The organism is Stutzerimonas chloritidismutans AW-1 (assembly GCF_000495915.1).
In the GTDB taxonomy this organism is placed as follows: domain Bacteria; phylum Pseudomonadota; class Gammaproteobacteria; order Pseudomonadales; family Pseudomonadaceae; genus Stutzerimonas; species Stutzerimonas chloritidismutans.
This window is the reverse complement of sequence record NZ_AOFQ01000066.1, coordinates 20,048-45,742: the sequence shown is the minus strand read 5'-3', so window position 1 is coordinate 45,742 and position 25,695 is coordinate 20,048. Positions and strand designations below refer to the sequence as shown.

Genomic DNA, 25,695 nt, shown 5'->3' with positions numbered 1-25,695 from the left:
CCCGCCGTCAGCCGGCAGCCTCCGATCTGCGCCTGATCATCAGCATTTCCAAGTCGGTGATCGACCTTGAGCGCATCGGTGACGAGGCGACCAAGATCGCCCGCCGCGCCATCCAGCTGTGCGAGGAAGGCGAGTCGCCCAAGGGCTATGTCGAGGTGCGCCACATCGGCGACCAGGTACGCAAGATGGTGCAGGAAGCGCTCGACGCCTTTGCCCGCTTCGATGCCGACCTCGCGCTGTCGGTGGCGCAGTACGACAAGACCGTCGACCGCGAATACAAGACCGCGCTGCGCGAACTGGTCACCTACATGATGGAAGACCCGCGCTCGATCTCCCGCGTGCTCAGCGTGATCTGGGCGCTGCGCTCGCTGGAACGCATCGGCGACCACGCACGCAACATCGCCGAACTGGTGATCTACCTGGTGCGCGGCACCGACGTGCGCCACCTGGGCCTGGCGCGCATGGCCGAGGAAGTGGAAGGCTCGAAGGAGCGCTGATTCGCGGTCGCGGGGCGGGCAGCGATGTCCGCCCGGCGCCAAAATCTGCGGACAGAGCCGCCGCTGGCGTTGAGGCTCGACCCATCCACCTGCATCGGTTCGCCCGCACGGATGCCGCTCAGGTGCGGATCAGCGCCTCGCTCAGATAGTCGATCAGTGCCCGCGTCTTCGGTGGCAGATGATGATTCTGCCGCCACAGCAGCCAGGCCGCGCCCTGGTATGAACCGGTGTAGCGCCACTGCGGCAGCACTTCGCGCAAACGACCCTCAGCCAGCGCCTGGGCCGCGGTGAAGTGTGGCAGGCAGGTGATGCCCAGGTGTTCCAGCGCCACCAGCAGCCGCGCCTCGCTGTGGTTGCTGATGTAGCGACCGCGCACCGTCACCGTCTCCTGCTGCTCCCCGCGGCGCAGGTGCCAGCGATTGTCTCCCGCCGTTTCTCCCAGATACAGACAGCTATGGCGCAGCAGGTCCTGCGGATGTTGCGGCTCGCCGTGACGCTGCAGGTATTCGGGGCTGGCGCAGAGCAGCTGGCGTACCGGTCCGAGTGGCTTGCCGGCCAGGCCTTCGGGTGGGTTGTCGGTGACCAGTACCAGCAGGTCGAAGCCGTCCTCGATCAGGTCCGGGCTCTGGTCGCTGATCCGCAGCTGCACATCGACCTCGGGGTAGCGCTGCAGAAAGGCCGGCATCAACGGCCCGACGACGAACTTGCCATAGGCCTTGGGTACGCTCAGGCGCACCAGCCCGCCTGGGCTGCGCATCAGCCGTTCGCCGATGGCGACGGCCGCGTCGGCCGCATCGAGCATATCCCGGCAATGCTGGTAGAACTCCGCCCCGGCCTCGTTCAGCCGCAGCTGGCGCGTCGTGCGTTCCAGCAGGCGCAGTGCCAGAGCCTGCTCCAGCCGGGCCACCTGGCGGCTTACCGCCGACGGTGTGCTGCCCAGCCGCCGCGCGGCGCCGGAGAAGCTGCCGGCCTCGACCACCCGCACGAACACGGCCATGTAGGGCAGCAGAGCTGTGCTGTCATTCGTTCCCATGCGGAACAGGTCCTGTGCTGTTTCGCTGGATTATCGACCGTGGCGGCGGGCCCGACAATCAGCGCCTGATTGGTGCGGGGATTCGAACATGAAAGGCACGTTGAGACAGGGGCTGTGGCTGGCCGATGGCATGCTGCTGATGGTGGCGCTGATCTGGGGCAGCAGCTATGCAGTGGCCAAGCAGGCGCTGCTGTTCTATCCGGTGCTGGGTTTCCTGGCGATTCGCTTCGGCCTGACCTTCGTCCTGTTGCTGCCGCAACTGCGCGGGGTCGGCCGCCGGGCGCTGCGCCCCGGTCTGCCGCTGGGGCTGGTGATGCTGGCGATCTTTCTCTGCGAGACCTGGGGCGTGATGCTGACCAGCGCCAGCAATGCCGCCTTCTTGATCAGCCTGTGCGTAGTGATCACGCCGTTCATGGAATGGCTGCTGCTGCGCCAGCGGCCGCACAACACGCTGTTCCTAGCCTGCGCGATGTCGCTGGCGGGCGTCTGGCTGCTGACCGGCGGCCCGCAGCTGTCGCTCAATCTCGGCGATGCGCTGATGCTGGCCGCCGCGTTGCTGCGCGCGGTGCTGGTCTGCCTGACCCGGCGATTGACGGCCGGCCGGGAAATCCCGGCACTGGCGCTGACCGCGGTGCAGAGCGGAGTCGTTGCGGCGGGCTGCATCCTGCTCGGCGTGTCGCTGCCGGGCGGACTGCCGGCGCTGCCAGTGGAGCCGGGCTTCTGGTTCGCCATGCTGTATCTGGTGCTGTTCGCCACGCTGTTCGCCATGTTCGCGCAGAACCGCGCGCTGGGGCGCAGCAGTGCAACGCGGGTGTCGCTGCTGATGGGCTCCGAACCGCTGTTCGGCGCGATAATCGCCGGTCTCTGGCTGGGTGAGCGGTTGGGGCCGATGGGTTGGGCGGGTGGGTCGCTGATCATGCTGGCAACGCTGTGCACCCTGGGCATCGGCCGCCAGCCCGCGCCGAGCGCGGCTGGCGATGGTGCGCCGATCCGTGCCTAGCGCGTACGCACGGCGGGGCCTGCAGACCGGTCAGCTCTGTCGCAGTTCGGCCTGCAGCTCATCCAGCGCCGCCTGGCGCTCGCCGTCCTGCAGGCGGGCGCCGGGGTTGAGCGAGGACCACTCCGGATGCGCGCGACAGCGTTGTAGGGCTTCGGGCAGCTTGCCCTCGCGCCAGCCCTGATCCTGCGGAGTGGCCAGGCGGATCGCTTCCGTGGCAGCGTGCCCTCGGGTGGCGAGCACGGCGAGCAGTTGGCGCTGTCGCAGGGCGAGCAGGCGCAGCACGGCGTCATCGACGCTCAGTTCACGCTGGCCCTTTAATTTGCCCAGTAGGCGATTGCCATAGTGCCGCGCGGTCTGCGCGCCGCCGCCGGCAAGGGCGCCGAGCAGTGCCGCCGCGCCGAGGGTGATGCCACCGACCATCAGATCGACTCCGGCACCGGCGGCCGCGCCTGCGGCCATACCACTGCCGATCTTCACGCCCAGCTGCTTGAGTGTTTCCGGATTGAACAGGTCGTCGCCCCAGCGGCCGTCGAGCAGTGGCAGGTCGCTGGCTGCCGCCTGCTCCTTGCGGAAGGCATACAGGCGCAGCAGGGATTCGACGCAGCGCTGTTCGCGGCCACGCACGGCGTCGTGCAATTCACGTATGGCGCCGCGCTCCAGCTCCGGCTGTGCGGCCACGCTGCGTCGGCAGGCGGCGACGTCCACCAGCAGCTCGGCGATCAGCCGCTGGCCGCTGACCAGGCGCGCCGCGGCCTGGGCTTCATGGTCCTCGATCAGCCGCTGCAGCTTGGGCCGCGCCTGTTCCAGCAGCAGCGCCAGGCTCTCGTACAGCCGGCGCTCGCCGTCCACGGGCGGCGCCACGCTGTCGAAGCGCACCAGCGCATGCAGGCCGAGGCGGGCCAGCGCCTGACGCCATTCCTCCTCGCGATGGCCGGGCTGGGCGACGAAGTTGAGCACCGGCAGCAGCGGCTTGCCGCAGCCGGCGAGTACCGCCAGCTCGTCCTTGTACTTGGCCAGTACCGGCTCGCGGGCATCGATCACGTAGAGCCCGGCATCGCTGGCGAGCAGCTGGCGCAGCACCTTGGCTTCCTGCTCGAAGCGCTGGCGCGCCTCGCTGCCGTCGAGAAAGCGTGCGGTTCGCGCCGGGCCGTCGAGGCGTTCGCCGGGCCGCTCCACGCGTTCCAGGTAATCGAGCAGGGCGATGGCATCTTCCAGGCCGGGGGTGTCGTACAACTCCAGCAGCGCCTCGCCGTCCACCGACAGCCGTGCGCCTTCGACATGGCGGGTGGTGCTGGGACGGTGCGAAACCTCGCCGAAGCCTGCATCACGGGTCAGGGTGCGCAGCAGCGAGGTCTTGCCGACATTGGTATGGCCGACCACGGCGAGCTTCAGGGCTTCAGTCATGTCCGCTCTCCAGCCAGCCCAGAGGCGCAGCGCTTGAGTGGGGAAGGCCAAGGCTGTCCAGTGCCTGGTGCCAGTCATCCAGACGCGCGCTGTCCAGCGCCTCGCCCGGCGGCGCCTGCAGCAGCCAGACGCGAGTGGCTGCGGCGCAGCGCGACAGCTCGCCGATCAGCGCCAGGGTGCCGCGATCCGGCGAGCGTCGGGGGTCACAGGCGATGGCCAGGCGCGCCGGTGGAAAGCGGGTGAGCTGATCGAGCAGGCGCCGGCGCCCCTCGCGGTCGTCGAGGATGCCGGCATCGGCGATGCCCTTGGACAGAGCCGGTGGCCAGGGGCGACTGCCGTCCAGCTCGATGGCCACCAGTACGGCGCCCTCGCTGCCGTCGAGCTGAGCGCCGGCGCTCGGCGCGTGCAGCAGGGCCGGTGCCGCATCACTGATGCCTAGCCGCTCACTCGGCGGCTGCAGGCGTTCGCGGAGCAGACGATAGGCCGGCAGGTTCAGGTCGAGCTTCAACGCGGCACGGCCGCGGCGCCAGCGCCACAGGCTGAACCCCGCCAGCAATAGCCGCGGCAGCACTCCATAGATCAGCAGCACGCCAACCAGCCAGCCGGCCCAGAGCTGGCGGGCACCTTCCAGATCACCGCCGAGTGCGCCGCTGGCGCGGATCTGCCCGGCATCCGGCACGCTGAAACCGAGCAGTGCCGGCAGCGCGCCCAGGGCCTGGGTCAGGCCGACGAAGGCGCTTTCACCGAGAATGGTGGTCTCCCAGACGAAGCCATAGCGCCGCGTAGCCAGTAGCGCCAGTAATGTCAGCAGCGCGCTGCCCATCGCCAGCAGCCACAGGCCATGCACGCCGACACCCAGCAGCCAGCGACCGAGCCGGTGCTGGTGCAATACGCTCAGCAGCGCTGGTGCCAGTTGCGCGGCGCGGGCGTTGCGGGCGAGCTTTTCGCTCAGCCAGAGCCACAGCCGCCCCAGCGCACCGCCGCTGTCGCCAGCGAAGAGCAGGCCGAGCAGCCAGCCGAGCAGGGTCAGCAGGTTCAGCCCGAGCAGGCTGCCCAGCGCCCAGAACACATTGACCGGTCGCTGCCCGTCGCCCAGTGCAGCGAAGGCCAGGCCGGCGCCGGTGAAGACCGCGAGCAGCGCCAGCGCGAACCCACCCAGCCGTGCGCCCTGGCGCCAGTGCAGGAGCGCTTCGACCAGCCCGTCACGGCGCGCCAGCCAGAGTGCACGCTGCTCGATCAGCACGGGGAGATCACCGCCTTGGGCACGGGCCTGGCGGTTGGCTTCGTCGTCGTCCAGCGGCCCGGCATGTTCTTCGCGCAGGCGCACGGCTTCGGTAAGCCAGAGACGGTCGAGCGTATCGAGATCAGGGGCGGGGCGGGCTATCACACGGCATCTCGCTGGCGGGTCGTGCCTTGAGGATAACCGCTGCCGTGGGGAACGGGAAAACGGGGAGCCGTTGTGGCTCCCCGCTGGGGCCCTCAGTCGGCGTTGCGCAGGCGCACGGCGATGTCCGGCTGGTCGATGAACAGCCCATCGATACCGGCGTCGAGGAAGGCGCGAATCTCCGTTTCGCTGTCGCCGCGCTCATGGCGCTGGTCGCTGCTGCGCAGGTTGGCCGGCAGGAAGGCGTTTTCCGCGCGGAAGGTGTAGGGGTGGACCTTGAGGCCCACGGCGTGGGCGGCGGCGACGAAGCCGGTCGGCGTGCCGAGGTTGCCGTTGGCATCACGCGGGATGATGTAGCTCTTCTCCGGACCGACGCCGGCGGCGTAGCGGGAGATGTCCTTGAGCCCGGCCGGCGTGGCCATCTGCGCATAGGTCAGCTTGCTGCCGCGCACCTGCTGGTCGTACGGCTGGCCGGAGCTGAACAGCTGCACCAGGCGCAGCTGGGTCAGGCGGCTGAGGGTCTTGAGGTTGTCCACTTCGAACGACTGGATATACACCGGCGCCTGCCGCCCGACGTAGCCGTTGCGGGTGAGGATGCGCACCAGCGGCTTTTCCATCGCCAGGCCGAGCTGCTGGAAGTGTGTCGGATGCTTGGTTTCCGGGTACAGGCCGATGCGCCGGCCCTGACTGAGCTGCAGGGTTTTCACCAGGTCGATGATCTCCTGCAGGGTCGGGATTTCCAGGCTGCCGTCGAGGCGTGCGTTACCTGGGCGAATATCCGGGATGCGCTCGATGGCGCGCAGGGTCTTCAGTTCGGCGAGGGTGAAGTCTTCGCTGAACCAGCCGGTAAGGGTCGCGCCATCGACCTGCTGGGTGCGCTTGCGATCGGCAAACTCGGGGCGCTGCGAGACGTCGGTGGTCAGGCCCAGTTCGTTGTCGTGTCGGGCGACGATCTGGCCGTCGCGGGTCATCACCAGGTCCGGCTCGATATAGTCGGCGCCCTGGAAAACGGCCAGCGCATAGGCGGCCAGGGTGTGCTCAGGCAGGTAGCCGCTGGCGCCGCGGTGGGCGATCACCAGCGGGGTCGGCTCGGCGCGCGCGGCCTGGTGTTTCGCGGTGTGTTCATCCGCCGCAGCGAAGCCGGCCAGTGGAAGCAGCAGGGTGCAGGCGGTGAGCCAGCGGCGAAGGGGAGCGGTGGTCTTGCGGGCCATTTCGGCATCTCCTCGGTTTGGATGTCACAGCCTGAGGCACTTGCATGACCGGACTTTGACGCTGCTGCGCCGCTTGTATTGCAAAGCGATGAAGCCGACGAACGGCTGGCAGCTTCGGCAAGCCGCATCGCTCTGCTATTCTCGCCGCCATGAATCAGACCCGCCTTCCCCTCGCCATGATTGCCGCCCTCGCGCAGAACCGCGTGATCGGCCTCGACAACCGCATGCCCTGGCCCCTGCCCGCCGATCTCAAGCATTTCAAGGCCATGACCCTCGGCAAACCGATCATCATGGGCCGCAAGACCTGGGATTCGCTCGGCCGTCCGCTGCCGGGGCGGCTCAACCTAGTGGTCAGTCGCCAGGCGGATCTGCAGCTCGACGGCGCGGAAACCTTCACCGACCTGGATGCCGCGCTGGTGCGTGCCGAGCAGTGGGCGCGTGAGCAGGGCGTCGACGAGCTGATGCTGATCGGCGGTGCGCAGCTGTACGCCCAGGCGCTGGGGCAGGCGCAGCGGCTGTACCTCACGCGTATCGATGCGTCTCCCGAAGGCGATGCATTCTTTCCGGCCTTCGACGAGGCTGAGTGGCAGTGCGTCGAAAGCCAGCCACATCCGGCTGAGGGCGAGGCACCAGGCTACCGTTTCGAAACCTGGCAAAAACAGAGCTGACCGGCACCCTCTTCGCTTGATCGGCGCCAAATCTTTCGCGGGCCGCAGCTTCTATGCTGGCCCGTCGCTGTCGTAACGAGAAATCTCATGCAACCTGACAAATCCGACGCCCCGGAAGCCGAGCGCGTTGCCGCGATCTTCGTCCGCCACCCGCTGTGGGAGGATGGTCTGGCGCTGCTTACCGGCACCGCGCTGGTCGCCCTTGGCATTGCCTTCTACAGCCATGCCGGGCTGCTCACCGGCGGCACCGTTGGGCTGGCGTTCCTGCTCAAGTACCTGGCCGGCTGGTCGTTCGGCCCAGTGTTCTTCCTGCTCAACCTGCCGTTCTACGCGCTGGCGATCTGGCGCATGGGCTGGCAGTTCACCCTGCGCACCGTCTGCGCGGTGGGGCTGGTCTCGCTGTTCGCCGAACTGACCCCGCAATGGGTGCGCTTCGCCGAGCTGAATGTGGTCTACGCCGCGGTGTTCGGCGGGTTCGCCATCGGCATCGGCCTGCTGATCCTGTTCCGCCATCGCGCCAGTCTTGGTGGGGTGAACATCCTCGCGCTGTTCCTGCAGGAGCGTTTCGGCCTGCGCGCCGGCACCTTCCAGATGGGTATCGACGCGCTGATCGTCATGGCCGCGGTGTTCGTCGTGCCGGCGGACAAGGTGCTGCTGTCGGTACTCGGCGCCGTGGCGCTGAATCTGGTGCTGGCGATCAATCACCGCGCCGATCGCTACATGGGCGTCAGCTGAGGCTGATCAGCTCGACCTGTGCATCACCGTCGTTCAACTCCAGCAGCGCCAGGCTGATCGGCAGGCTGAAGCGTCGCGGACCGGCGCTGCCCGGGTTGATGTAGAGCACGCCGTCGCGCCGCTCGACCTTCGGTTTGTGCGAGTGGCCGGCGATCACCACGTCGATGCCGGCGGCGAGCGGATCGATATCCATCTGCTTGAGGTCGTGCAGCACGTGCAGGGTGAGACCGCCGATGCGCAGATCCAGTCGCTCGGGCAGCTCTAGCGCCCAGTCAGCCGTATCGATATTGCCGCGAATCGCCTCCAGCGGCGCGATGGCGCGCAGCCCATCGAGCACCTGCGGTTTGCCGATATCGCCGGCGTGAATGATCTGCGCGCAACCCTGCAGCGCCGCCAACGCCTCAGGGCGGAGCAGGCCGTGGGTGTCGGAGATCAGGCCGATGCGCATACCGGTTTTCCTTGAAAAGACATCGTTAGGACATCCGACCCTTGGCCGGCCGCTGTGGTTGCGGCAGGCTTGGGACCCTCGGGTCGAGGAGTCTGGCATGGATCGAGTGGATTGCGTGGTGGTGGGTGCGGGAGTGGTCGGGCTGGCGGTGGCACGCACGCTGGCGCTGGCCGGCCGCGAGGTGCTGATACTGGAAGCCGAAGCGGCCTTCGGCACCGCTACCAGCGCGCGCAACAGCGAAGTCATCCACGCTGGCATCTACTACCCGCAGGGCTCGCTCAAAGGCCGGCTGTGCGTCGCCGGGCGCCGCCAGCTCTACGGTTTCTGCGACAGCCATGGCGTGGCCTATCGCCGCTGCGGCAAGCTGATCGTTGCCACCGACGAGGCCCAGATCGCTGCGCTGGAGCAATTGCAGCGGCACGCGCAGGCCAATGGGGTCGACGATCTGCAGCGTCTGGATGGCCACGAGGTGCTGGCGCTGGAACCGCAGCTACATGCGGTGGCTGGGCTGCTTTCGCCAAGCACCGGCATCATCGACAGCCACGCGCTGATGCTGGCACTGCTGGGCGATGCCGAGCGCCACGGCGCGGTGCTGGCGCTGAACGCGTCGGTAACGGCGATCACGGCTGGCAGCGAAGGCTTGCAGGTCGAGGTGGGCGGCGCCGATCCGCTGCAGCTGCTGGCCCGCACCGTGGTGAACTGCGCCGGGCATGGCGCGCCCATCCTCGCCGCGAACACCGTGGGGTTGGACCCGGTGGCGCGGCCGCGGCAGTACTTTGCCAAGGGCAGTTATTTCAGCCTGGCCGGGCGCACACCGTTTGGCCATCTGGTCTATCCGCTTCCGGAACCCGGCGGGCTTGGCGTGCACCTGACCCTGGACTTGGCGGGTCAGGCGCGTTTCGGCCCGGATGTGCAGTGGGTCGAGGACCTGGACTACCGCATCGAGCCGGAGCGGGCCAATGGCTTCTACGCGGCGATCCGCCGTTACTGGCCGGGGCTGCCGGACGATTCGCTGCAACCGGCCTACACCGGCATCCGCCCGAAGATCAGCGGGCCCGGCGAGGCGGCCGCGGACTTTCGCATCGATGGCCCGGCGCAGCACGGCATCGCCGGCCTGGTGAACCTGTTCGGCATCGAATCGCCGGGACTGACCGCCTGTCTGGCGATTGCCGAACACGTATGCGGGCTGCTCGACCCTGAGCCATTGGCGACCTGATCACGCGCTGTCGCACCTGCGTTGCGGCCCGTCCGGGCGGGTAGCACACTGCAACCCGCCGCGATCGGACGGCGCAATCACCGGCAAAAGGAATGTGCATGGAACAGACAGGCGAAGCTCGACCGCTGAAAGTCTATCTGGCGGTCGGATTGCTCCAGGGTTTGGCGCTCTGGGCGGCCAGCGAGGCGTGGCCGCACGCTGCTGGCTGGCGCGTGCTGTGCTCGGCACTGCTGGCCTTCACGGTGATTGGCGGCTGGCAGGTGCAGCTGCTCTGGGGCGATCTGCGCGCGGCCGGGCGCTGGCGCCTGGTCCTTGCCGCAGCCCTGTTGCCGGCCGTGCTGGCGGGCGGTCTCGCACTGCAGTTCGACCAGCCGCGCTGGTATTACCTGGGTGAATCCGTCGGCACGCTGCTGCTCTGGAGCAACCTGATCGTGGCTTATGTGCTGACACCCTTCATCCAGGCGCGGGATGCCAATCATCGCTGGCGTGTCGACTACGCCGCGCTGTATCGGCATGCCATCAACAACGGGCTGCTGCTGTTCATGGCGCTGCTGATGCTGGCGGCGTTCTGGTTGCTGATCTGGCTCTGGGCCGGCCTGTTCAAGCTGGTCGGCATCAGGATTTTCGCAACGCTGTTCGAGTCCTCCGGCTTTATCTGGATCGCCAGCGCGACGGTTGTCGCCATCGGGCTGTGGATCGGGCTGGAGCGCGGCCAGGTGGTCGATGCGCTGCGCAATGTGCTGCAGGCCATGTGTCGCTTCCTGCTGCCGCTGACGGTGCTGATCCTGCTGCTGTTCGTGGTCTGCCTGCCTTTTACCGGCCTGCAGCCATTGTGGGAGACCCGCCACGCGACGCCGATCCTGCTGGCCATGGTGTTCGCCCATGTCGCGCTGCTCAACGGCGTCATTCAGGATGGCCGGCAAGCGGTGCATTACCCGCGAGCGCTGCGCGTGCTGGTCGACGCCAGCTCCCTGTGCCTGCCGCTTCTGGCAGGTCTTGCGATTTACGCGCTCTGGCTGCGGATCGGCCAGTACGGGCTCACGCCTGATCGGGTGGTGGCGGTCGGTGCGACGCTGGTTGCCCTGCTGCATGCGCTGGCGCTGATGGCAGCGGTGCTGCAACGGCGGGATGGATGGCTGGCCGGCCTGCGCCAGAGCAATCCGCTGCTGGCGCTGGTTTCGGTGGCACTGTTGCTGCTCATGCATCTGCCGCCGCTGAGCCCGTTGCAGCTCAGCGCGGCCAACCAGTACCAGCGCCTGCTCGAAGAGCAGGTACCGACAGAACGCACCGATCTAGGTGCGCTGCGCTTCCAGCTGGGGCAACCCGGTCGCGACCATCTCGAAAAGCTGCGCCAACGCGTGGCCGAGCCTGGTCTCGCAGACGCGCGACGGGAGCAACTGCAGGCAGACCTGCAGCGACTGGACAAGGCCGACAGCTACTGGAACTGGCGACACGAGCACGACATGGCCAACACCGCACCTGTGCCCTGGATCGGCGAGCCTCTCGAGGATGCCGGTGGCGCGTTGTCACAGGCCATCGCGACCCAGGGCTGTGACGGGGACTGCGCCCTGTTTGCCGTCGATCTGGATGACGACAGCCAGCCCGAGGTGCTGCTGCTACGCGGTGCGCGGCAGCGGATCGTGACGGTGCTGGGGCGTGGCGATACCGGTACTTGGCGATGGATCGGGCACCTTCGCACGACCGATCAGCAAACCCTCGACGGCGAGACCCTCAAGCAGCAGATCGAGCGTGGCGCTTTGCAGGTGGTAGCGCCGCGCTTCAAGGCGCTGGAAATCGACGGCATCCGTCTGGAACCGGCGATTACCGAATAGTCTGCTGAGCATGAAAAAGCCCGACGCGAAGGTCGGGCTTTTCATTTACAGCGAGCAAGCCTGGCGATCAGCCGTCCAGCATCGCCTTGTTGCGCACCGCACCCTTGTCGGCGCTGGTGGCGAGCAGGGCGTAGGCCTTGAGCGCCGTCGTCACCTTACGGGTGCGTGGCTGGGCGGGCTTCCAGCCTTTCTTGTCCTGCTCGATGCGGCGGTGGGACAGTTCTTCATCGCTGACCTGCAGCTGGATGCTGCGGTTGGGGATGTCGATCAGCACCTTGTCGCCGTCCTGCACCAGCCCGATGGCGCCGCCCGCAGCCGCTTCCGGCGAGGCGTGGCCGATGGACAGGCCCGACGTGCCGCCGGAGAAGCGGCCGTCGGTGAGCAAGGCACAATCCTTGCCCAGTCCCTTGGACTTCAGGTACGAGGTCGGGTAGAGCATTTCCTGCATGCCCGGGCCGCCCTTCGGGCCTTCGTAGCGAATGATGACGATGTCGCCAGCCTTCACTTCGTCATTGAGGATGCCCTTCACGGCGCTGTCCTGGCTTTCGAAGATCTTGGCGGTGCCTTCGAAGACGTGGATGGATTCATCCACGCCAGCGGTTTTCACCACGCAGCCATCGAGCGCGATGTTGCCGTAGAGCACGGCCAGGCCGCCTTCCTGGGAATAGGCATGCTCGACGCTGCGAATGCAGCCTTCGGCGCGGTCCAGGTCCAGGGTGTCCCAGCGGGTCGACTGGCTGAATGCAGTCTGCGTCGGGATGCCCGCCGGGCCTGCCTTGAAGAAGGTGTGCACCGCTTCGTCCTGGGTCTGGGTGATGTCCCATTGGGCGATGCCTTCGGCGAGCGTCCGGCTATGCACGGTGGGCACGTCGGTGTGCAGCAGGCCGCCGCGAGCCAGTTCGCCAAGGATGGAGAAAATGCCGCCGGCGCGGTGCACGTCTTCCATGTGGTACTTCTGGATGTTCGGCGCGACCTTGCACAGCTGCGGCACCTTGCGTGACAGGGCGTCGATGGCGCGCAGGTCGAAATCGACCTCGGCTTCCTGAGCTGCGGCCAGCAGGTGCAGGATGGTGTTGGTCGAGCCACCCATGGCGATATCGAGCGTCATGGCGTTTTCGAACGCGCGGCGGCTGGCGATGTTGCGCGGCAGGACTGATTCGTCGCCCTCGCCGTAATAGCGCTGGCACAGCTCTACGATGGTGCGGCCGGCGCGCAGGAACAGCTGTTCGCGGTCGCTGTGCGTAGCGAGGGTCGAGCCGTTGCCGGGCAGGGCTAGCCCTAAGGCTTCGGCCAGGCAGTTCATCGAGTTGGCAGTGAACATGCCGGAGCAGCTGCCGCAGGTCGGGCAGGCACTGCGCTCGTATTCGGCGACCTTCTCGTCCGAGGCGCTTTCATCGGCCGCGATAACCATGGCGTCGACCAGGTCCAGGCCGTGGCTGGCCAGCTTGGTCTTGCCGGCTTCCATCGGACCGCCTGAAACGAACACCACCGGGATGTTCAGGCGCAGGGCGGCCATCAGCATGCCGGGGGTGATCTTGTCGCAGTTGGAGATGCAGACGATGGCGTCGGCGCAATGCGCATTAACCATGTACTCCACCGAATCGGCGATGATCTCGCGCGAAGGCAGCGAATAGAGCATGCCATCGTGGCCCATGGCGATGCCGTCATCGACTGCGATGGTGTTGAATTCCTTGGCGACGCCGCCGGCCTTTTCGATCTCGCGAGCGACCAGCTGGCCCAGGTCTTTCAGGTGCACGTGGCCGGGCACGAACTGGGTGAAGGAGTTGGCGATGGCGATGATCGGCTTCTTGAAGTCTTCATCCTTCATGCCGGTGGCGCGCCACAGCGCGCGGGCGCCGGCCATGTTGCGGCCGTGCGTGGAGGTTTTCGAGCGGTAATCAGGCATGACGGTTCCTGCGGCTGATCAGGTAATCGGAGGTTTGCGTATGGTGAGCAACGCCTGTGCCGGATGCAACGGAGGATGACCGTGCGTTCGGAAGGGGCCGGGTCGAGGCGGGTAGACGCTCGTAGGGCCTGGGCTCAGAGTCCGCCGTGTGGTGAATGGCGAGATATCACCGATTCTACGCACGTTCCGGCAGCCGGGCCAGGCGGGACGATTGCCGGTCCTGCGCTATCCCGCATGCCAGCGGCCCGGAGCGGCTGGATAGGGCGTGAGGCCTGCGCATCGGCCGCCTTTTTCGGCGTATGACCGCCGGTCCCCTTGACTGGCAGGTCGAGGATCGCTCGCTAGAGTCCAAACCCGACCGTTTCGCTGGTGACTGCACCTTGTCTTGCCGCTGGCCAGCGAGCGGTCGCCTCGCCATGGGTGCGCGTTCTGCGGAGTAGCGGGCAGCCGATGATGGGCGAGGCGTCCTTATACCAACGATAAGAACGAGGAATGCAGATGCACAAATTCACACGTCTATACCTGAGCGCCGCTGCTCTGGTGGCCCTATCCGCAACCGCCGTCGCCGCACCCCTGCCGGACACACCCGGAGCGCCATTCCCCTCGGTTTCGAGCTTCGACAATTCCGGCCCCTACGCCGTCACCAGTCAGAGCGAAGGGCCGAGCTGCCGCATCTACCGGCCACGCACGCTGGGCCAGGATGGCGTCAGGCATCCGGTCATCCTCTGGGGCAATGGTACCGGCACCGGGCCGACGACTTATTCAGGGCTGCTGACCCACTGGGCCAGCCATGGCTTCGTGGTGGCCGCGGCGGAAACCTCGAATGCCGGCACCGGGCGCGACATGCTGGCCTGCCTCGATTACCTGGTACAGGAAAGCAATCGCACCTACGGCACCTACGTCGGCGTGTTGAACACCGGACGCGTCGCCACATCGGGCCATTCCCAGGGTGGCGGTGGCTCGATCATGGCCGGGCAGGATGATCGCGTGAAGGTCACCGCGCCGATCCAGCCGTACACCATCGGTCTTGGCCATGACTCGTCGTCGCAGCGCAATCAGCGCGGGCCGATGTTCCTGATGTCCGGCGGTGCCGACACGATCGCCATCCCCTATCTGAATGCGCAGCCGGTCTATACCCGCGCCAATGTGCCGATCTTCTGGGGGGAAAGGCGCTATGTCAGCCACTTCGAGCCAGTGGGTGATGGCGGGGCCTATCGCGGACCGACGACGGCCTGGTTCCGTTATCACCTGATGGACGACGAGAGTGCGCGTGGCACCTTCTACGGACGTTTCTGTGGGTTGTGCACCAGCCTGTTGTGGAGCGATCAGCGCAAGGGCATCGAGTAGCACCGCACGTTGAAACCTTCGCCCGCACTGCCGGGCGAAGGTTTCATGGCGATACGGTAGGCGCGCGTGCCGCCCCTCAGCTGTTGGGCAGGATGCGGCAGGTCAGGCTCTTGATGTAGCGGGTTTCCGGGATCGCCGGATGCACCGGATGATCCGGGCCCTGGGCGCCGCGTTCGAGCAGCTGGATATTGCGGTCCAGATGGCGCGCGCTGCCGAGCAGGATGTTCTGCAGGTGATCTTCTTCCAGGTGCATGGAGCAGCTGGCGCTGACCAGAATGCCGTCCTTGTTGAGCAGGCGCATCGCGGCTTCGTTGAGGCGGCGGTAGGCGGCCTCGCCGTTCTTGATGTCCTTCTTGCGCTTGATGAAGGCCGGCGGGTCGGTGATGACCACGTCGAAGCGTTCCTCGGCGTTCTTCAGTTCCTTCATCGCCTCGAAGGCATCACCCTCGACGCAGGTCATCTTCTCCGCCACGCCGTTGAGTGCGGCGTTGCGCTCCACGCCATCCAGGGCGAAAGCCGAGGCGTCGACGCAGAACACCTCGCTGGCACCGAAGGCCGCCGCCTGCACGCCCCAGCCGCCGATGTAGCTGAACAGATCGAGTACGCGCTTGCCCTTCACGTAGGGCGCCAGGCGCGCGCGATTCATGCGGTGGTCGTAGAACCAGCCGGTCTTCTGGCCCTGCAGCACCGGCGCCTCGAACTTCACGCCGTTCTCTTCCAGCGCGACCCACTCCGGCACCACGCCGAACGCCGTATCGACGTAACGCTCCAGGCCTTCGGCATCGCGGGCGCTGGAGTCGTTTTTCCACAGCACGCCGCGCGGCTTGAGCACCTGCACCAGCGCCTCCAGCACGGCATCCTTGTTGCGCTCCATGGTGGCCGACGCCAGCTGCACCACCAGATGGTCGTGGAAGCGATCCACCACCAGGCCCGGCAGAAGATCGGAATCGCCATAGATCAGGCGGTAGCACGGCTGATCGAACAGGCGATCACGCAGCGATAGGGCGACCTGAATGCGGTGCACCAGCAATGACTTATCCAGGCTGTGCTTGAGATCGCGTGACAGCAGGCGCGCACAGATCAGGTTGTTCGGCGATACCCCGACGATGCCCAGCGGCTTGCCGCCGGCGGCTTCGAGCACGGCCTGATCCCCGGCAACGAAGCCCGCCAGCGGCGTGGCCGCGGTGTCCACCTCGTTGCTGTAGACCCACAGATGGCCGGCGCGCAGGCGGCGATCGGCATTGGCTTTGAGGCGCAGGCTGGGCAGGGTCATCGGCGGGGCTCCGGGAAAAAGACGGGCATTCTAAACGAGCGGCAGGCCACGCGCGCCGGCGCTGCCGGAAATTCCTCGCAGCGCCCGCCACGCATCACCGGTCAGGCGGACAGGGCTTGAATCAGCGCCTGGCTGAACGCTGGGATGTCATCGGGCTTGCGGCTGCTGATCAGTTGACCGTCCACCACCACCTCCTGGTCCACCCAATCGGCGCCGGCGTTCTTCAGGTCGTCGGTAAGCGACGGCCAGCTGGTCATGCGCTTGCTCTTGACCAGTCCGGCCGAGATCAGCAGCCAGCCGCCGTGACAGATCACCGCGATCGGCTTGTTCGCCGCGGCGGCGTCGCGTACCAGCTTTTGTGCGGTTTCGTCGGTGCGAATGGTGTCGGAGTTGACCACCCCGCCGGGCAGCAGCACGGCGTCATAGTCATTCATATCGAGGTCGTCGAAGGTCTTGTCCACATGAAACTTGCTGGCCGGGGTGGTGTGGTTCCAGCCGGTCACTTCGCCATTCTTGGCGGAGACGATCTGAGCGGTCGCACCGGCCTTTTCCAGCGCCTCCTGCGGGCCGGTCAGCTCGACCTGCTCGAAGCCGTCGGTCACCAGGATTGCCACGCGCTTGCCGTTGAGGGATTGGGTCATGAGCATGCCTCCGTCTGTCTGTCGGTAACGCTCGCCGAATGCGAGTCACTTGAAATGGGACCCGCATCTCAGCCAAAGTTCGCCTTTTCGTGCCGATGGCACTTTGCCTTCTAGTCGAGCGTCCCCCTCATGGCCGTTGAACTCTCCGCCGAACAGATCCGCCGGGTGCTGCAAGGCATCAGCGTGCCGCCGCAACCGCAGATCATGGTCGACCTGCAGATGGAGCAGGTCATGCCGGTGCCCGATCTGAAAGCCATCGCCCGGCTGATCAGTCAGGACCCGGGGCTTTCGGGGGCGCTGCTCAAGCTGGTCAACTCGCCGCATTTCGGTCTGGCCAACCGCATCGCTTCCATCCAGCAGGCGGTGAACCTGCTGGGCTGCAATTCGGTGATCAACCTGATCAATGCGCAGTCGATCAAGGGCGAGATGAGCGACGAGACCATCGTCACGCTCAGCCGCTTCTGGGACAGCGCGCAGGACGTGGCCATGGCCTGCCTGACCCTGGCCAAGCGCATCGGCTACCAGTCGCCGGACGAGGCCTACACCCTCGGGCTGTTCCACAATTGCGGCATCCCGCTGATGCTCAAGCGCTTCCCCGGCTACATGAGTGTGCTGGAAGAGGCCTACGCCAGCACCGGAGACGGCCAGCGCATCGTCGATATCGAGAATCGCGTGCTCAGCACCAACCATGCGGTGGTCGGCTACTTCACCGCCAAATCGTGGAACCTGCCGCTGCACCTGTGCGATGCCATCGCCAATCACCATAACGCGCTGTCGCTGTTCGCCGACGACTCGGGGCGCGACGCGCCGATCAAGACGCTGCTGGCGATCCTCAAGATGGCCGAGCACATCTGCGCCTGTCATCGGGTGCTCGGCGCGCAGCCGGACGATCACGAGTGGGACAGCGTGTCGCAGCTGGTGCTCGAGTACGTCGGGCTGTCGGAATACGATTTCGTCTGCCTCAAGGAAAGCATCCGCGAGCTTGGCGTGGGCTGACGGCCCGGCGCCGGCCTGCTAAGGTCGGCATCCCTTCGCTGTATCCAACGTCCCGCCATGCCCGAACTTCCCGAAGTCGAAACTACCCGCCGTGGTATCCAAACCCCCCCGCCGTGGTATGGAGCCATACCTTGTTGGTCAGCGTGTCAGCCGCGTGCTGGTGCGTGACCGGCGGTTGCGCTGGCCGATCCCGGAAGACCTCGATGTGCGTCTGTCCGGCCAACGCATCCAAGCCGTCGAGCGTCGCGCCAAATACCTGCTGATCAAGGCCGAGAGCGGCACGCTGATCGTTCATCTGGGCATGTCCGGAAGCCTGCGTCTGGTTGACGCGGCATTGCCGGCGGCCAAGCACGAGCACGTCGATATCCTGCTGGAGTCCGGCCAGGCGCTGCGCTACACCGATCCGCGGCGCTTCGGCGCGATGCTCTGGAGCCACGAGCCGCTCGCCCATGTGTTGCTCGCCAGTCTCGGGCCCGAGCCGCTCGGCGAGGATTTCGACGGTGACCGTCTGTATAGGCTGTCGCGTGGGCGCAGCATGGCGGTCAAGCCGTTCATCATGGACAACGCGGTAGTGGTGGGCGTCGGCAACATCTATGCGAGCGAGGCACTGTTCGCCGCCGGGATCGATCCGCGGCGGCCGGCCGGGAGCATCTCGCGAGCGCGTTACCTGAAACTGGGCGAGGAAATCCGGCGGATACTGGCGATGGCCATCGAGCGTGGCGGCACGACCTTGCGCGATTTCGTCGGCGGCGATGGCAAGCCCGGCTATTTTCAACAGGAGCTGTTCGTCTACGGGCGGGCCGGCGAATTCTGCAAGAACTGCGGCGGCACGCTGCGTGAGATTCGCCTCGGTCAGCGCGCCAGCGTGTATTGCGCTCGCTGCCAGCGTTGAGCGGCTGGCGGAACTGTGCATGCGTTGACGGCGTTCACGCTCAGCGTGCCCCGGCCACTGCTATAGTGGCCGCCACAACTAAAAATTGCCGCGTTTCGCACATCTGAAGGACCACACCATGAATCTGTTCCGCTCTACCGCTGCTGTCTTGGCACTGACCACTGGCCTGCTGGCGCTGCCGGCACATGCGGAGTCGGTCCCGCAGAACGCCAGTGGTGATCCGATGTACTCCGTAGAAGCGCCCAAGGCCTACTCCATGGTCGGTGACCTGATCATCGCCCGCCCGCTGCTGATCGCCGCGACTGCCATCGGCGCCGGTGTTTTCGTTGTCAGCCTGCCGTTCACCGCCTTGGGCGGCAACGTCGGCGAGGCTGGCAAGGCGCTGGTCGTCGAGCCGGGCAAAGCGGCGTTCGTACGCTGCCTGGGCTGCACCACCAGCGGTTACAACGCCCAGCGTTGATCGGCGTCATCCGCATCGCGACTGGCAGGGCCTGAGCCTTCCGGTCGCGGTGTTGCTGCAGTAGGCTTCGCCTCCCATCCCGCGCCGCGAAGCCCCCTCCTTGAACAGCCGCTTCTTCAAGACATTTCTGCCCATCGTGGGCCTGCTGATGTTGTCCTGGTCGTTCTGGGCCAGTGACGGATGGCTCGAGCTGTGCGCGGGACTCGCCCTGTTCCTGTTCGGCATGCAATGCCTCGAAGAGGGGCTGCGCCAACTGGCCGGTAGCAAGCTCGAACAGCTGCTGACGCGCAGTACGGCGACGCCGCTCAAGGGCCTGATGTTCGGGATGAGCGGCACCATGCTGCTGCAGTCCAGCACGCTGGTCTCGTTGCTCACCATCGCCTTCATCAGCACCGGGCTGATCAAGCTTGCCGGCGGTATCGCCATTCTGTTCGGCGCCAATCTCGGCTCTACCACGGGTATCTGGCTGCTGGCACTGGCCGGGCAGAACGTCAGCCTGAGTCCGCTGGCCTTGCCGCTGCTGGTTTTCGGCGTGCTGGCCAGCTTCACCGGCGACAAGGGCAAGGCGGCCGGGCGTATCGTGCTCGGCATCGCCTTCATCTTTCTCGGCATCGATCAGATCAAGACCGGTTTCTCCAGCTTCGGTGGCATGGACCTGTCGCAGTACCACGCTGGCGGTCTGGCCGGGCAGCTGATGTTCGTCGCGATCGGCCTGTTTGCCACGGTGGTGCTGCAGTCCAGCCATGCCACATTGATGCTGACGCTGACCGCTTTGGCTACCGGCCAGCTGGATCTCGGCCAGGCGCTGGCGACGGCGATCGGCGCCAATGTCGGCACAAGCGTCACCACTGCGTTCGTCGGCTCGCTCGGCGGCAACCGCAGTGGTCAGCGCCTGGCGCTGGCCCATGTACTGTTCAACGTGACTACCGCCGTGCTGGCCATCGCGCTGCTGCCGCCGTTGACCTGGCTGGTCCAGTGGCTGGTCGCGCCGCTGGGCCTGGCTGAAAACCGTCTGATTCAGCTGGCGCTGTTTCATACGCTGTTCAACGCCATGGGTGTGCTGCTGTTCTGGCCGTGGCAGGCGCAGCTGGCAAACCTGCTGTTGCGCGTGTTGCCTGAGCGAGTCGAACCGACGGTGCTGATCACCGAGCTTTCGCCTGCTCGACCGGAGGAGCCGACCCGCGCGCGCTACCTGAATGACCGTGCGCTGGACTCCGCGGATGCTGCCGCCAGCGCCGTGGCGCAGGAGCTGCAGCATCTGGCGCGCCTGAGTCTCGAGGTGATTTGCCATGCCACCTATCTGCCGGTGGACCAGCTGCGCCAGCAGGGACGGATTGACGAGGCGCTGATCAACGCGAAGCCCGACGCCCAGGCCCTGGATGCCGAGCGGCTGTATCAGCGGCACATAAAGGGCGTGTATTCCGATCTGCTGACCTTCATGGGGCGTCTGGAGCTGCCGCTGGACGAGAGCCACCAGGCGTTCTGGCTGAGCTGCCAGGTTGCGGCGCTGCAGCTGGTGGACGCGGTCAAGGATGCCAAGCACCTGCAGAAGAACCTCGGACACTACCTGCGCACCGACGAATCCGCGGCGCGCCAGGCGTATGTCGAGCTGCGTTGGCATTTGCTGGAGTCGTTGCGCGAGATCCGCGCGCTCAACCACTCGGAGCTGCCCGATGAGCTATGGCGCGAGCGCTTGAACTGGCTGGACGAGCGCGCTGCGAAGTTCGATGCTGAGTTTCGCCGGCGACTGTTCGAGTCGATCCGCAACCAGAAGCTGGACGGCTTGCAGAGCAGTTCGCTGATGAACGACCTGGGCTACGCCAGCCGCATCATCCAGAGCCTGCGCAACGCCTTGCTGCTCGGCGAGGGCCATGAGCTGACGCGGCAGCTGCGTCAGCTCGCTGAGGACGAAGGCCCGGTCATTCTGCAGCTGTAACCGGCTCGCGGCGTGCTGGCACCATCAGTGCCTGGCCGATGCCGCGCGGGTCGCTGGCCGCCTCGACCGTGCCGCTCGGCTTGTGCCAATAGAGCACCTGCTGGTTGCCGTAGTCGCGTTCGATCAGCCTGGGCTGGTGGCCGCGCGCGCGCAGGGTGTCCAGCTGTGCCGGGGTGAACGCGTCGGCTTCGTACTGCAGTACGTCGGGCAGGTACTGGTGGTGATAGCGCGGCACTGCTGGCCAGGCCTGCACCGGTTCGCCATCCAGGTAAGACAGTGCCGAAAGCAGCACCATGCTCGGGATGCGGCTGCCGCCGGGCGTGCCGAAGGCGGCGAACTCCTCGACGCTTTCGATGAAAGTCGGGCTCATGCTCGACAGCGGACGCTTGCCGCCGGAGATGGCGTTGGCGCTGCTGCCCTTCAGGCCATAGGCATTGCTGCCGTCGATGTCGGCGGCGAAGTCGTCCATCTCGTCATTGAGCAGCACACCGGTGCCGGGCACGCTGAAGGCGGCACCGAACATCATGTTCAGCGATAGCGTCGCCGCCACCGCATTGCCTTCGGCATCGATCACCGCGAAGTGGGTGGTGTGCTCGCCCTCGCGCCAGCGTGGCGCTGGCGGCAATGCGCTGCTCGGCGTGGCCCGATCAGGGGCGATGGAGCTGGCGAGCTGGTCCAGATACTGGTCTGAAAGTAGATGTCGCAGTGGTGACACGACGAAATCCGGATCGCCCAGCAGACCTCGGTCGCGATAGGCCCGGCGCAACGCCTCGACCACCAGGTGACTGCGTTGCAGCGGTTCGGCGTCGCGCCAGGCCAGGCGTTCGAGAATGCCCAGGCTCTGCGCGAGGATCATGCCGCCGGCTGACGGCGGTGGCGCGCCGATCAGCTCACGACCATTGGCGAGGGTGAAGCGCAGTGGCTCGCGCTCGACGGTGTGGTAGTCGGCCAGATCCTCCAGCGACCAGATGCCGCCGGCGGCGCGAACGCCTTGCACCAATTTCTTCGCGAACTCGCCGCGGTAGAAGCCGTCGTGACCGTGCCTGGCCAGGCGCTCCAGGGTTTGCGCCAGCTCCGGCTGGCGCAGCAGATGGCCTTCGGCGGGCAGGTCGCCGTCGTGGAGAAACAGCCGCGCGCTCTCCGGATCGTCACGCAACGCCGCGAGGCGCCAGCCGGCGCGCTGGCGATAGACGGAATCCACCGCAAAGCCGTCGCGGGCCAAGGCGATGGCCGGCGCCAGGGTGGTCTTCAGGGGCAGGCGGCCGCGCTTCTCCGCGAGCTCGACCAGTGCGGCCGGCGTGCCGGGTATCGCCGCGGCCAGCGGGCCATTCAGCGAAAGTTCGCGCCGGATCTTGCCCTCGCGCAGGTACAGGTCCGGCGTGGCAGCGGCGGGTGCGCGCTCGCGGGCGTCGAGGAAACTGTGGTGGGGGGATTCGCCGGCTTCGCGCAGCAGAAAGAAGCCGCCGCCGCCAAGTCCGGAGCCGTATGGCTCGACCACCGCCAGGGCGGCGCTGACTGCAACGGTGGCATCGAAGGCGTTGCCGCCGGCTTCGAGAATGCGCCGGCCAACTTCACTGGCCAGCGGATGGGCCGTGGCGACGGCGCCGTTTGCAAGAGGGTTGCCCTGGGCCGCGCAGGCCAGCAGCAGGAGGGCGGCGAGACAACCCTGGAGGCCCCTGAGCAGGCGGGTCCTTCGGGTCGGTCGCCGCGAGAGCATCACGCCTTGCCGGTGATGATCAGGTACTTCTGCATCAGTTCGTCCTTGCTCTCGACGTTGTTCTCGTCGAGCGGGATGCAGTCCACCGGGCAGACCTGCTGGCACTGTGGCTCGTCGTAGTGGCCGACGCATTCGGTGCAGAGGTTGGGGTCGATGACGTAGATTTCCTCGCCCTGGGAAATGGCGCTGTTCGGGCACTCTGGCTCGCACACATCGCAGTTGATGCAGTCATCGGTGATTTTCAGGGACATCCAGCGAACTCCTGCCGTGGCTCGAACCACGGCACAGCAATATTACGACCGGGCAATTGTGCCGCATCGCCGGCCAGCGTGCACTCGACGCGGTCCGGCGGGCATCGTCAGTTCTGGCCGAAGCGCTCGTGCAAGGCGCTCATCACCGCCGGGTGGACGAATTTGGATACGTCACCCTTGAGCGAGGCAATCTCCCGAACCAGCGTCGAGGAAATATAGGAGTACTTTTCCGACGGCGTGAGGAACAGGCTTTCCACATCGGGCGCCAGCTGGCGGTTCATGTTGGCCAGCTGGAACTCGTACTCGAAGTCCGAAACCGCACGCAGCCCGCGCAGCAGGATATTGGCCTGCTGCTCCTTGACGAAGTGCGCCAGCAGCGTGGAGAAACCCATGACCTTCACGTTCGGCAGGTGCTTGGTGACCTCTTGAGCCAGCGCCACACGTTGCTCGAGCGGGAACAGCGGGTTCTTCTTGGGGTTGGCCGCCACGGCGATGATGACCTCGTCGAACAGGCGCGAAGCGCGTTCCACCAGATCGGCGTGGCCCATGGTGATGGGATCGAAGGTTCCCGGATACAACACTCGATTCATCGCGGCGTCCTGACGCATGCGTGGGGGTGTGGATGGTAGCGGCTCGGTGTCGACAGCGTAAAGCCTGAATGCCATGCCGCGATCTGTCGTGAATGACAGTCAATCTCAGGACTTCTGCAGGCGATCACCCAGTTCCGTGGCGAGTTTGGCGCACAGCGCATAGATCGACAGCTGGGGATTGGCGCCGATGCTGGTGGGGAACAGTGAGCCGTCGTGTATCGACAGGTTGGCCAGCTGATGGTGCCGACCGAGGCTGTCTGTCACGGCCCAGCGTGGGTCATCACCCATGGCACAACCGCCCATGACGTGGGCGCTGCCAAGACGGGTGCGGTACAGCGCAAGGTCCAGACCCTCGATCAGCTCCTGGGCGGCGCGGGGCGTGCGCACGTAATGGGCGTCGGCATGCAGGGGCAGCACGGCGCGCGCACCGGCGGCGAACTGGATCTCGGCCATGCTCAGAAAGGCGCGGCGGATACCGTTCCAGGCATAGTCGGTCATGCGGTAGTCGAGCACCGGGCTGCCGTCGCTGCGCAGCTCGACCGTGCCCTCGGCGCTGTCCTGATGAAAGCCGTCGCGCTGCAGGGCGATCATCGCGTGGGTATGCGGCAGCTCGGCCATGCGCTGCGCATTCTCCGGGCCGAAGTCGCCGAGCAGGGTGGCCGCGAGCGCGGGATGGATGGGCGGTACTTCGAGCTTGTAGCCCGCCGGCCCGGCAATCCCGTCGCGCCACTGGAAGTGGTCGGAATAGATCGATTGTGGCGCGCCGCTGAAGGCGTCGATGCGCTCGTCGAATTGCGCCGCGGAGAAGTTGGTCAGGTGCAGGAAGGTGCGCTTGCCGACGCGTTGGTGCGGGTCGGGCGTCTGCGAGCGCAGCAGCAGTGCCGGTGTGTTGATGCCGCCGCCGGCGAGTATGTAGTGCCTGGCGACGACGCGGATGCGCCGCCCGTTCGGTTCCACGCAGCGGTCGTCCATGCCCAGACAGTCCAGGCCGACGACCCGCTCGCCCTGCATCAACAGGCGTTCCGCGCGCGCGAGGTAGAGCAGTGCGCCGCCCTTATCCAGCAGCGCCGGAATGCTGGTGACCAGCATCGACTGCTTGGCGTTGGTCGGGCAGCCCATGCCGCAATAGCCTAGGTTCCAGCAGCCACGCACGTTGCGCGGGATCACCGCCCAGTGCTGGCCGAGGCTTTCGCAGCCGCGCTGCAACACCGCGTTGTTGGCATTCGGCGGCACGGCCCAGGGCGCGATGCCGAGGCGCTGTTCGATGCGTTCGAACCAGGGTTGCAGCGCCTCGACCGACAGCCCGCTGACGTCGTGCTCGCTGGCCCAGTGCTGCAATGTTTGCGGCGGTGTGCGAAAGCTCGAGGTCCAGTTCACCAGCGTGGTGCCGCCGACCGCGCGGCCCTGCAGGATGGTGATGGCGCCGTCCTTGCTGGTGCGGCCGATGGCTTCCTGATAGAGCGAGCGGTAGGCGCGGGCCTCCTGCATGTCGAAGTCGCTGCTGGTGCGCAGCGGACCTTCTTCGATCAGCAGCACCTTGTAGCCCGCGGCGCTCAGCACCTCCGCACTTGTGGCGCCGCCTGCGCCGCTGCCGACGATGGCGACGTCGGCCTCCAGGGTCAGATCGTCCTCCAGTCGCGACCCGTCGTATGTGGTCCAGCCACGGGCAAGGCCTGCAGCAAACAAGTCGGGAACGGGCACGAATGCCTCCTGTCAGTCAGACCTTCGGCGGTCCGGGATAACCGCAGTGCGCCCAGGCGGCGGGGCTGGCGTACCAGGCCATGAGGAGCATCTGCAGCAGCGAGGCATGACCCTGGCGCAGCAGGGCGAGCGAGCTGTTTTGCCAGCGCTGCAGGAACGCGCGTATTTGATCATCGGAGGCGACCTCCCAGCCGCTCCAGATTCCGGTCAGCGGCCCGCGGGTCAGTGGCAGGCTGAGTACGTCGAACAGCTGGCGTACCTGGCTTAGCAGCGCGGGCGACAAGTGGTGCAGGCCCAGGTCAAGGCTGACGAGGGTGGTCTGCACGGCCTGCGGCATGTCACTGGGCGCCGTCGAGCCTTCCAGCAGCAACGGCGTTAGTCGGCGCAGCATGGGCAGATCGCTGTCACGCAGCACGGAGAAGCCGCTCGCCGCGCCGTCCGCCGAGGCGCTGAGGGTCCGGCTGAGCAAGCCACCGCCGGCCAGGAGCGCGCCGCCGAGCAGTCCGACCTTGAGCAGGCCGCGGCGATTGAGAGACAGGTCGTGCATTGCTTCAGCC

The 25,695-nt window shown here is 66.5% G+C and carries 23 protein-coding genes and 1 pseudogene; 11 read left to right on the top strand and 13 right to left on the bottom strand.

All coding sequences use genetic code 11. The annotated features are described in order from the left end of the window. Window positions 1–497: phosphate signaling complex protein PhoU (phoU, locus tag F753_RS46370; protein WP_023446923.1), on the top strand; the 497-nt coding region annotated here is incomplete at its 5' end. Window positions 498–615: 118 nt separating this feature from the next. Here phoU and F753_RS46365 read toward each other — a convergent pair. After that, window positions 616–1,530, bottom strand: a complete 915-nt coding sequence (locus F753_RS46365; RefSeq protein ID WP_023443976.1) for a LysR family transcriptional regulator — start codon at window positions 1,528–1,530, stop codon at window positions 616–618. Between the two features lie 88 nt (window positions 1,531–1,618). On the opposite strand from F753_RS46365, the gene F753_RS46360 reads away from it, so the two are divergent. Then, the gene (locus F753_RS46360; protein WP_031297159.1) at window positions 1,619–2,530 is read left to right on the top strand and encodes a DMT family transporter; all 912 of its coding nucleotides are present in this window, start codon (window positions 1,619–1,621) and stop codon (window positions 2,528–2,530) included. A gap of 30 nt (window positions 2,531–2,560) precedes the next feature. Here the strand turns inward: F753_RS46360 and F753_RS46355 are convergent, their stop codons facing one another. From F753_RS46355 to F753_RS46345, 3 genes are all read right to left on the bottom strand, one after another. Then, window positions 2,561–3,934, bottom strand: coding sequence for a DUF3482 domain-containing protein (locus F753_RS46355; RefSeq protein WP_023446922.1), 1,374 nt, complete (start codon window positions 3,932–3,934; stop codon window positions 2,561–2,563). Then, on the bottom strand, window positions 3,927–5,321 hold the full coding sequence (locus tag F753_RS46350; protein ID WP_023446921.1) for a DUF2868 domain-containing protein: 1,395 nt from the start codon (window positions 5,319–5,321) through the stop codon (window positions 3,927–3,929). The genes F753_RS46355 and F753_RS46350 overlap by 8 nt, the downstream gene beginning before the upstream one ends. Window positions 5,322–5,413: 92 nt before the next feature. Further along, window positions 5,414–6,529 (bottom strand): glycerophosphodiester phosphodiesterase, encoded by a 1,116-nt coding sequence (locus F753_RS46345; RefSeq protein ID WP_023446920.1) that lies wholly within the window; start codon window positions 6,527–6,529, stop codon window positions 5,414–5,416. Window positions 6,530–6,678: 149 nt separating this feature from the next. Here F753_RS46345 and F753_RS46340 point away from each other — a divergent pair, with 149 nt between their 5' ends. Together F753_RS46340 and F753_RS46335 are read left to right on the top strand one after the other, a co-directional pair. Beyond that, a complete protein-coding gene (locus F753_RS46340; RefSeq protein ID WP_031298386.1) occupies window positions 6,679–7,197 on the top strand; it encodes a dihydrofolate reductase in 519 nt (172 codons plus the stop codon). Window positions 7,198–7,284: 87 nt separating this feature from the next. Continuing rightward, window positions 7,285–7,932, top strand: a complete 648-nt coding sequence (locus F753_RS46335; RefSeq protein ID WP_014818699.1) for a YitT family protein — start codon at window positions 7,285–7,287, stop codon at window positions 7,930–7,932. Here F753_RS46335 and F753_RS46330 read toward each other — a convergent pair. Then, on the bottom strand, window positions 7,925–8,380 hold the full coding sequence (locus F753_RS46330) for a metallophosphoesterase family protein (RefSeq protein ID WP_023446918.1): 456 nt from the start codon (window positions 8,378–8,380) through the stop codon (window positions 7,925–7,927). The genes F753_RS46335 and F753_RS46330 overlap by 8 nt on opposite strands. Window positions 8,381–8,477: 97 nt before the next feature. Here F753_RS46330 and F753_RS46325 point away from each other — a divergent pair, with 97 nt between their 5' ends. Beyond that, window positions 8,478–9,596 carry an NAD(P)/FAD-dependent oxidoreductase gene (locus F753_RS46325; protein ID WP_023446917.1) on the top strand — a complete coding sequence of 373 codons (1,119 nt, stop codon included), beginning with the start codon at window positions 8,478–8,480 and terminating at the stop codon, window positions 9,594–9,596. A gap of 98 nt (window positions 9,597–9,694) precedes the next feature. Continuing rightward, complete coding sequence (locus F753_RS46320) at window positions 9,695–11,428, top strand: DUF4153 domain-containing protein (protein WP_023446916.1); 1,734 nt, start codon at window positions 9,695–9,697, stop codon at window positions 11,426–11,428. 67 nt (window positions 11,429–11,495) lie between these two features. On the opposite strand, the gene ilvD is transcribed toward F753_RS46320, so the two are convergent. Further along, window positions 11,496–13,334 (bottom strand): dihydroxy-acid dehydratase, encoded by a 1,839-nt coding sequence (gene ilvD, locus F753_RS46315; RefSeq protein WP_023446915.1) that lies wholly within the window; start codon window positions 13,332–13,334, stop codon window positions 11,496–11,498. 498 nt (window positions 13,335–13,832) lie between these two features. Here ilvD and F753_RS46310 point away from each other — a divergent pair, with 498 nt between their 5' ends. Further along, window positions 13,833–14,681 carry a poly(ethylene terephthalate) hydrolase family protein gene (locus F753_RS46310; RefSeq protein ID WP_023446914.1) on the top strand — a complete coding sequence of 283 codons (849 nt, stop codon included), beginning with the start codon at window positions 13,833–13,835 and terminating at the stop codon, window positions 14,679–14,681. A 76-nt stretch (window positions 14,682–14,757) separates the two neighbouring features. On the opposite strand, the gene F753_RS46305 is transcribed toward F753_RS46310, so the two are convergent. Together F753_RS46305 and F753_RS46300 are read right to left on the bottom strand one after the other, a co-directional pair. Then, a complete protein-coding gene (locus F753_RS46305) occupies window positions 14,758–15,954 on the bottom strand; it encodes a class I SAM-dependent rRNA methyltransferase (protein WP_023446913.1) in 1,197 nt (398 codons plus the stop codon). A gap of 101 nt (window positions 15,955–16,055) precedes the next feature. Continuing rightward, window positions 16,056–16,595: a type 1 glutamine amidotransferase domain-containing protein gene (locus F753_RS46300; RefSeq protein WP_023446912.1), complete on the bottom strand. Its 540-nt coding sequence runs from the start codon at window positions 16,593–16,595 to the stop codon at window positions 16,056–16,058. Between the two features lie 129 nt (window positions 16,596–16,724). Here F753_RS46300 and F753_RS46295 point away from each other — a divergent pair, with 129 nt between their 5' ends. From F753_RS46295 to F753_RS46280, 4 genes and pseudogenes are all read left to right on the top strand, one after another. Then, window positions 16,725–17,591 carry an HDOD domain-containing protein gene (locus tag F753_RS46295; RefSeq protein WP_014818707.1) on the top strand — a complete coding sequence of 289 codons (867 nt, stop codon included), beginning with the start codon at window positions 16,725–16,727 and terminating at the stop codon, window positions 17,589–17,591. Between the two features lie 57 nt (window positions 17,592–17,648). Beyond that, window positions 17,649–18,483: pseudogene (gene mutM, locus F753_RS46290) on the top strand (bifunctional DNA-formamidopyrimidine glycosylase/DNA-(apurinic or apyrimidinic site) lyase). A gap of 118 nt (window positions 18,484–18,601) precedes the next feature. Beyond that, on the top strand, window positions 18,602–18,943 hold the full coding sequence (locus tag F753_RS46285; protein WP_014818709.1) for a hypothetical protein: 342 nt from the start codon (window positions 18,602–18,604) through the stop codon (window positions 18,941–18,943). Between the two features lie 148 nt (window positions 18,944–19,091). Beyond that, a complete protein-coding gene (locus F753_RS46280; RefSeq protein WP_051375911.1) occupies window positions 19,092–20,879 on the top strand; it encodes a Na/Pi cotransporter family protein in 1,788 nt (595 codons plus the stop codon). Here F753_RS46280 and ggt read toward each other — a convergent pair. The 5 genes from ggt to F753_RS46255 all read right to left on the bottom strand — a co-directional run bounded on the left by ggt (window position 20,863) and on the right by F753_RS46255 (window position 25,685). Then, on the bottom strand, window positions 20,863–22,596 hold the full coding sequence (gene ggt / locus F753_RS46275; RefSeq protein WP_023446909.1) for a gamma-glutamyltransferase: 1,734 nt from the start codon (window positions 22,594–22,596) through the stop codon (window positions 20,863–20,865). The genes F753_RS46280 and ggt overlap by 17 nt on opposite strands. Beyond that, a complete protein-coding gene (locus F753_RS46270) occupies window positions 22,596–22,847 on the bottom strand; it encodes a YfhL family 4Fe-4S dicluster ferredoxin (RefSeq protein WP_003303200.1) in 252 nt (83 codons plus the stop codon). Before F753_RS46270 ends, ggt begins: the two co-directional genes overlap by 1 nt. Window positions 22,848–22,954: 107 nt before the next feature. Beyond that, window positions 22,955–23,437 carry a pantetheine-phosphate adenylyltransferase gene (gene coaD, locus F753_RS46265; RefSeq protein WP_014818712.1) on the bottom strand — a complete coding sequence of 161 codons (483 nt, stop codon included), beginning with the start codon at window positions 23,435–23,437 and terminating at the stop codon, window positions 22,955–22,957. A gap of 105 nt (window positions 23,438–23,542) precedes the next feature. Further along, the gene (locus F753_RS46260; protein ID WP_023446908.1) at window positions 23,543–25,138 is read right to left on the bottom strand and encodes a GMC family oxidoreductase; all 1,596 of its coding nucleotides are present in this window, start codon (window positions 25,136–25,138) and stop codon (window positions 23,543–23,545) included. Between the two features lie 16 nt (window positions 25,139–25,154). After that, window positions 25,155–25,685 carry a hypothetical protein gene (locus tag F753_RS46255; RefSeq protein WP_023446907.1) on the bottom strand — a complete coding sequence of 177 codons (531 nt, stop codon included), beginning with the start codon at window positions 25,683–25,685 and terminating at the stop codon, window positions 25,155–25,157. Window positions 25,686–25,695: the final 10 nt, after the last annotated feature.